This is a genomic window from Streptomyces sp. NPDC088354 (assembly GCF_044753585.1).
Lineage (GTDB): Bacteria > Actinomycetota > Actinomycetes > Streptomycetales > Streptomycetaceae > Actinacidiphila.
The window spans coordinates 1-6,156 of record NZ_JBIVNJ010000103.1 but is presented as its reverse complement, the minus strand read 5'-3'; the positions used below and the strand labels follow the sequence as shown (position 1 = coordinate 6,156).

Annotated in this window: 3 protein-coding genes and 4 pseudogenes; 6 read left to right on the top strand and 1 reads right to left on the bottom strand. The window is 67.0% G+C overall.

The features are described from left to right. The 4 genes and pseudogenes from ACIP98_RS41695 to ACIP98_RS41680 form a co-directional block, all read left to right on the top strand. Window positions 1–108 (top strand): annotated as a pseudogene (locus ACIP98_RS41695) (ketol-acid reductoisomerase); the annotation flags it as partial. Beyond that, window positions 101–610: an MEKHLA domain-containing protein gene (locus tag ACIP98_RS41690; RefSeq protein ID WP_401982022.1), complete on the top strand. Its 510-nt coding sequence runs from the start codon at window positions 101–103 to the stop codon at window positions 608–610. The pseudogene ACIP98_RS41695 and the gene ACIP98_RS41690, both read left to right, overlap by 8 nt. Window positions 611–736: 126 nt before the next feature. Next, entirely contained in the window at window positions 737–2,323 is a 1,587-nt protein-coding gene (locus tag ACIP98_RS41685) for an IS1182 family transposase (RefSeq protein ID WP_401982021.1), read from the top strand. A gap of 336 nt (window positions 2,324–2,659) precedes the next feature. Beyond that, window positions 2,660–3,046, top strand: a complete 387-nt coding sequence (locus ACIP98_RS41680; RefSeq protein WP_401982019.1) for a PPOX class F420-dependent oxidoreductase — start codon at window positions 2,660–2,662, stop codon at window positions 3,044–3,046. Window positions 3,047–3,478: 432 nt separating this feature from the next. Here the strand turns inward: ACIP98_RS41680 and ACIP98_RS41675 are convergent. Further along, a pseudogene (locus tag ACIP98_RS41675) lies at window positions 3,479–4,297 on the bottom strand (IS110 family transposase); the annotation flags it as partial. On the opposite strand from ACIP98_RS41675, the pseudogene ACIP98_RS41670 reads away from it, so the two are divergent. Next, window positions 4,269–4,562 (top strand): annotated as a pseudogene (locus tag ACIP98_RS41670) (IS3 family transposase); the annotation flags it as partial. The pseudogenes ACIP98_RS41675 and ACIP98_RS41670 overlap by 29 nt on opposite strands. A gap of 73 nt (window positions 4,563–4,635) precedes the next feature. After that, a pseudogene (locus ACIP98_RS41665) lies at window positions 4,636–6,072 on the top strand (IS30 family transposase); the annotation flags it as partial. Window positions 6,073–6,156 lie beyond the last annotated feature (84 nt).

The window sequence follows — 6,156 nt, the reverse complement described above, 5'->3', positions numbered from 1 at the left end:
GGCCTGCCGAAGTACAACGAGTACAAGAAGGCCGACGAGAACCACCTGCTGGAGACCACCGGCAAGAAGCTGCGCAAGCTGATGAGCTGGGTGGAGAACGGTGACTGACCCGTCACGGCGGCACTTGGACAGATACGCCGGGCCATCCGATCTCCGCGAGGACCCTTCGTTCGCCATCCTCCTACTCGACAGCTACCGCCGCCTGGTGGGCGTCAATCTGTGTCCGCCGGTCTGGGCATCGGACGCCGAGGCCGCTCAGTGGCTCTACGAGGATGCACCTTTCGGGCTGCTGGCGCACGATACATCAGCCGACCCTCTGTTCATGTACGCCAATCGCACCGCGCAACGGGCCTTCGGCTACACCTGGGACGAATTCATGGGCCTCCCGTCGCGGCAGTCTGCCGCCATGGATGCCCAGCAGGACCGAGATGCCCTGCTGGCGTCAGTCAACGAACATGGCTACGCCGATGGTTATCAGGGACTGCGGCAGCACAAGGGCGGCCAGATATTCCGCATTGAGGACGTCTGCATGTGGAACCTTGAAGCCTTCGACGGAACCAACCACGGGCAGGCTGCTGTGTTCCGCCAGATTTCATCCATCGGCAGTTGAGCTGAATCTCTGTTGACGAACGGCTGTCCCGAAACTGTGGTTTCGGGACAGCCCGCGCCCTAGAAGACTGCTGAAAATCTCGGGTTCTGGCCCCGGCTCTGTGGAGTCGGGGCCAGTCTTGTAGGCATGCAGGGGGAATGGGCCGGGGAGTCGGTCGGGCCGGATGTGTGGGAGACGTGTCGGGAGTTGATCCCGGCTGGCAGTGTGTTCGCATTTCTGGCCGAGCATCGCGAGGTGCTGTTCCCGCCGGGGATGTTCGCGGACATGTATCCGTCGTCCAACGGCCGGCCGAGTCTGCCGCCTCAGGTGCTGGCCGCGACGGTGGTACTGCAGAGCCTGCAGGGATTGTCGGACTTCGAGACCGTCCAGGAACTGCGGTGTGACCTGCGGTGGAAGGCCGCCTGCGGGCTCGGGCTGTACGACACCGCGTTCGACCCGTCGCTGCTGACGTACTTCCGGCGCCGCCTGCGTCATTCGGCCGATCCCTTGCGGATCTTCACCAAGGTCAGGGAAGTCGTGGCCGCGACCGGCGTGCTCAAGGGCAGGCAGCGGCGGGCGCTGGATTCCAGCGTGCTCGATGACGCGGTGGCCACCCAGGACACCGTCACCCAGATCATCTCCGCGATCCGCCGGGTGATCCGCGAGGTTCCCGGCGCCGAGGAGGTGGCTGCGGGGCACTGCCGCGCGCACGACTACACCGACCCGGGCAAACCGAGGATTGCCTGGGACGACGAGTCGGCCCGCGCCGCACTGGTCGACGCGCTGGTCACCGACGCCCTCAACCTGCTCGGGCACCTGCCCGAGCAAAACCTGGGCGAGAAGGCGGCGAACGCGGTCGGTCTGCTGGCCCTGGTCGCGGGCCAGGACGTGGAACCTGCCGAGGACTCCGATGGGCGCGACGGCCGCTGGCGCATCGCCAAGCGCACGGTGCCGGACCGGACCGTGTCCACCGTCGACCCCGACGCACGGCACATCCACAAGAACCGCACCCGCCACAGCGAAGGCTTCAAAGGACACGTCGCCTTCGAGCCGGAGACCGGACTCTTCACCGCCGTCGCCCTGACCAGCGGCTATGGCCCCGACAACCATGAGGCCGCCGTCGCGCCCGGTCTGCTGGCCGACGAGGAGGAGGGCGCGGAGTTAACCGTGCTCGGCGATAGCGCCTACGGCACCGGCGACCTGCGCGCACGTCTGCAGGCAGAAGGCCACACCCTGGTGATCAAGCCGCCGCCGCTGCGGCAGGCCGTCCCCGGCGGCTTCACCATCGATGACTTCCGCCTCGATCTGGCCGCCGGCACCGCGACCTGCCCGGCCGGACACACCGCCAACCTCGGCCAGGCCAAAGCCGACGGCGCCCGCACGGCCCAGTTCAAGCGCGCCTGCACCAACTGCCCCCTACGGGAACGCTGCACTAAGTCCAAGACCGGACGCACCCTGAACGTCCATCCCCAGCACGAACTGCTGACCGCCGCCCGCCGTCAGGCCGCCACCGACCCCGGCTGGCAAGACGAATACCGCCGATGGCGGCCGCCAGTCGAACGCGCCATCGCCTGGCTGGTCGCCAAGGGCAACCGCCGGGTCCCGCACTGCGGCGTCATCGCCAACAACATCTGGCTCCACCACCGCGCCGCCGCCCTCAACCTCCGCCGACTGATCACCCTCGGACTCACCCGAACCAACACCACCTGGCACATCGCCCCAGCCACCGCATAAACGAAAGGGCCGCCCCGGCCTCCGGCCGGGGCGGCCCCACAACAAGATTTTCAGCAGTCTTCTAGCCCGAGATCCGTGGGGCCCTGCGCTGTGGGGCTGATCACGGTCTACCGGTACGTCGCGGCAACGGTCGAGATCCTGTGTCCAGCGCACCGGATCTTGTCGCAGACCGCAGGCGGCAACATGCAAGGCGTTCGCGGCCACGACGAGAGCGCTCCTGTCGACCGCCCACATCGCCGCCGAGCAGCCCTACTGCACCGGCTTGTGCTTGATCACCGATCAAAAGCCCCACATGCTGACCACACAAGTGGTCCTTACAGCGCGTAGTCTGAGGGCATGGTTGAGGACAGCGGGACCGTCGACCTGGCGGCGGGAAAGTATCTCCTGGTCACCACCTACCGTCGAGACGGGCGGACCGTGCCGACGCCTGTGTGGGTAGTGCTCGACGACGATGCCCTGGGAGTGTGGACCGTCGCAGACTCCGGTAAGGTCAAGCGGATCCGCAATCAAGCAGACGTTTTGGTTGGGCCATGCGATGTGCGCGGTAACCCGACGGGAAATCAAGTGCAGGCTCGTGCCGAGATTCTGGGAGCGCAGGAAACCGAACGCTATCGTTTGCTAGTCGCTCGCAAGTACGGTCTTATGGGTCGGCTCGTCCTCTTCGGTAGCCGGTTGCGTAGGGGCCGTGAAGGCACGGTGGGGGTACGGATTACTCTTACGTGAGAGGCACCTCAGATGCCCGGAATGAATCATACGACGCAACTCGCAAGTGGGAAGTTGGTTGCGCATTCTTTCTCGGGCGGGTTGATCGGCTGATCATCAGATTCTCATGGGTACTCACGATTTGGCGCGGCTGGCGTCCTGCCAGGGCCGACGCCATTGCCGCGCCAAGCGCACACTCGCCGGTAAGTTCTTGGCGACCGTGACCTCCGCGTTAAAGGCACCCACGGTAAAGCGCCCGGCGACCTCCAACCGGATCCGCTCGCGAACTGTCTGCCGTTTAGGCGTCATCCCCCTAACTTGACTCTGTCGGGGATCTTGGTCGCCGCCCGCGCTAACTGATCGCGCGCCAGGACATCAGGCGCTGAATTCCCTGCTGGTCGCAGTACTCCTGGAAGGCGGTCGGCGGCCGGGGGGGTGCCTCTATGTCTTTCGTCAAGCGGCGCGGGGGGTTCTGGGTTCGTAGTAGGTGCCGTCGCGGAGCATGGCGAATATGACGCTGATGCGGTGGCGGGCGAGGCGGAGGAGGGCTTGAGTGTGGGTTTTGCCGCGGGCCCGGCCCTTGTCGTAGTAGGTGCGTGAGGCGGGGTCGTGGAGGGCGGCGAACGCGGACAGGGACATCGCGCGTTTGAGCTGCCGGTTTCCGCCTCGGGGTGCGTGTTCGCCGTGGATGGAGGTGCCTGACTGCTTGGTGGTGGGGGCTAGGCCGGCGTAGGAGGCGAGGTGGGCGGTGCTGGGGAACGAGCTGCCGTCGCCGATGGTGACCAGGAGGATTGCCGCGGTCCTGACGCCGACGCCGGGCAGCGACGTCAGGACCTCGGAAAGAGGGTGGGCCTCCAGCAGGGCCTCGATCTGTGCTTCCAGGGCCCGGCGTTGTTCGTGCACGGCCGCCAGCGACTTGGCCAGCGACGGGACGACGATGTCGAGGGTGGCGGTTCCCGGGACGATGACGGTCTGCTCGTCGAGTGCGTCGAAAACGTCGTCGATCAGCCGGGTGGCCATGCGCGGGGCCTTGGGCCGGATCACTTCGACGAGCCTGCGGCGGCCGGCTTTGCGCAGGGCGGCCGGGGAGCCGTAGCGCTCGAGCAGCCAGGTGACGGCCTGGTGGTCGAGGCGGGGGCCAAGGACGCGTTCCAGCGACGGGTGGAACTGGGTGAGCAGGCCTCGTATCCGGTTGGAGGTGCGGGTTGCTTCGGCGGCGAGGTTTTGGTCGAAGCCGACGAGCATGGTGAGCTCGGCGGTGATTTCGTCGGTGACAGGCCGCTGGAACTTCATCTCCACCCACCGCGCCGACTTGGGCATGCAGCGGATATGCCGCGTCCTCGGTGTCTCGCGGTCGGGCTACTACCGGTGGCTGGCCGGCGGCGGGGCCCGTGAGGCCCGCCGCGTGGCCGACGACGCCCTGGTCGCGGAGATCCGCGAGATCCACGCCGGCCACAACGGGACGTACGGGGTCCGCCGCGTCCACGCCGAGTTGCGGGGCTTCGGGCACACCGTCAACCGCAAGCGCGTCGAGCGGCTCATGGCGCGGGCGGCATCCAGGGACGGCACCTGCTACGGTCCCGGACCGGCTCGCGCCACCAGCTCCGGACCTGGTTCGGCGCGACTTCTCGGCCGGCCACCTGAACGAGAAATGGTGCGGCGACATCACATACGTGCAGGTCGGCGGCTCATGGTTGTACCTCGCCTGCGTAATCGACATCTGCTCGCGCCGCGTGCTCGGCTGGTCGATGGCCTCACACATGCGCGCAGAACTGGTCACCGACGCTCTCGAGATGGCCGTGGCGGCCGTCGGTGGCCACGTCGACGGAGTGATTTTCCACGCGGACAGGGGCTCTCAGGGTGGATTCAACTGGTCGTCGCAACACCCTGATCTCGGAGGTGTGCGACGTGGCCACGGCGGACTGGAGTTTGAAGACCGCGATGTTCCGGAGGAGCGACGTCGGCAGTGGCGCGCTGACCGTGCGTTGCGGCCGGCGATGCGCTCGCCGGGGCGGCCTGATCCGTCTCGGGTCGTACAACGCCAGTTCTGGCGACTGATCGCCACGGGGGTCACGACGGCCGAGGCGTCGCTGCTGGTCGGCGTGTCGTGGCCGGTGGGTGCGAGGTGGTTTCGTCACGCTGGCGGCATGCCTCCGATCTCGTTGGCCGAGCCCTCGGGCCGGTATCTCACGTTCGAGGAGCGCGAGGAGATCGCGATTCTCAGGGCGATGAGCAAGGGTGTGCGCGAGATCGCCCGCGCCTTGGAGCGTGACCCCGGGACAATCTCTCGTGAACTGCGCCGCAACGCCGCCACGCGCAGCGGCAAGCAGGAGTACCGCGCGACGGTCGCCCAGTGGAAGGCTCAGCAGGCGGCCAAGCGCCCGAAGAGCGCGAAGCTCCTGGGCAACGACCGGTTGCGTGAGTACGTTCAGGAGAGGTTGTCGGGGAACGTTCTCCGGTCTGACGGGACGGTCGCCGCAGGACCGCCAACGCCTGCGTGGAAAGGGCTGAACAAGCCGCACCGGCAAGACAGGCGGTGGGCGACGGCATGGAGCCCGGAACAGATCTCGCACCGGTTGAAGGCCGACTTCCCCGAGGATGAGTCCATGCGCATCAGCCACGAGGCGATCTACCAGTCGCTGTTCATCGAGGGCCGTGGTGCGCTCAAGCGTGAGCTGGTCGCCTGCCTGCGCACCGGGCGGGCGCTTCGAGAGCCTCGGTCGAGGTCACGGAACAAGCCGCAAGGGCATGTCACCGCGGACGTCGTCCTCAGTGAACGTCCTGCAGAGGCCGCGGACCGCGCGGTCCCGGGGCATTGGGAAGGCGATCTGATCATCGGGACGGGCCGGTCCGCGATCGGCACGCTCGTCGAGCGCAGCAGCCGATCCACCTTCCTGGTGCATCTGCCGAGGATGGAGGGTTGGGGCGAGGTGCCGACCGTGAAGAACGGCCCGGTGTTGGGCGGTTACGGCGCCGTCGCGATGAACACTGCCCTGACGGTGTCGATGACGAAGCTGCCCGAGCAGCTCCGCAAGACACTGAGCTTTTTCAGCGTTGCTTCTCCAGGGTGAGGATGGCTTTGGCTGCTGACGACAGGCGGTTGGGGCTGCAGCGGGCGTGGCGGAAGATGC

What these genes read in the sequence shown, in the direction of transcription:
- ACIP98_RS41680 (WP_401982019.1), top strand. Translation starts at nt 2,660, where the DNA reads ATGGTTGAGGACAGCGGGACCGTCGACCTGGCGGCGGGAAAGTATCTC.
- ACIP98_RS41685 (WP_401982021.1), top strand. Translation starts at nt 737, where the DNA reads ATGCAGGGGGAATGGGCCGGGGAGTCGGTCGGGCCGGATGTGTGGGAG.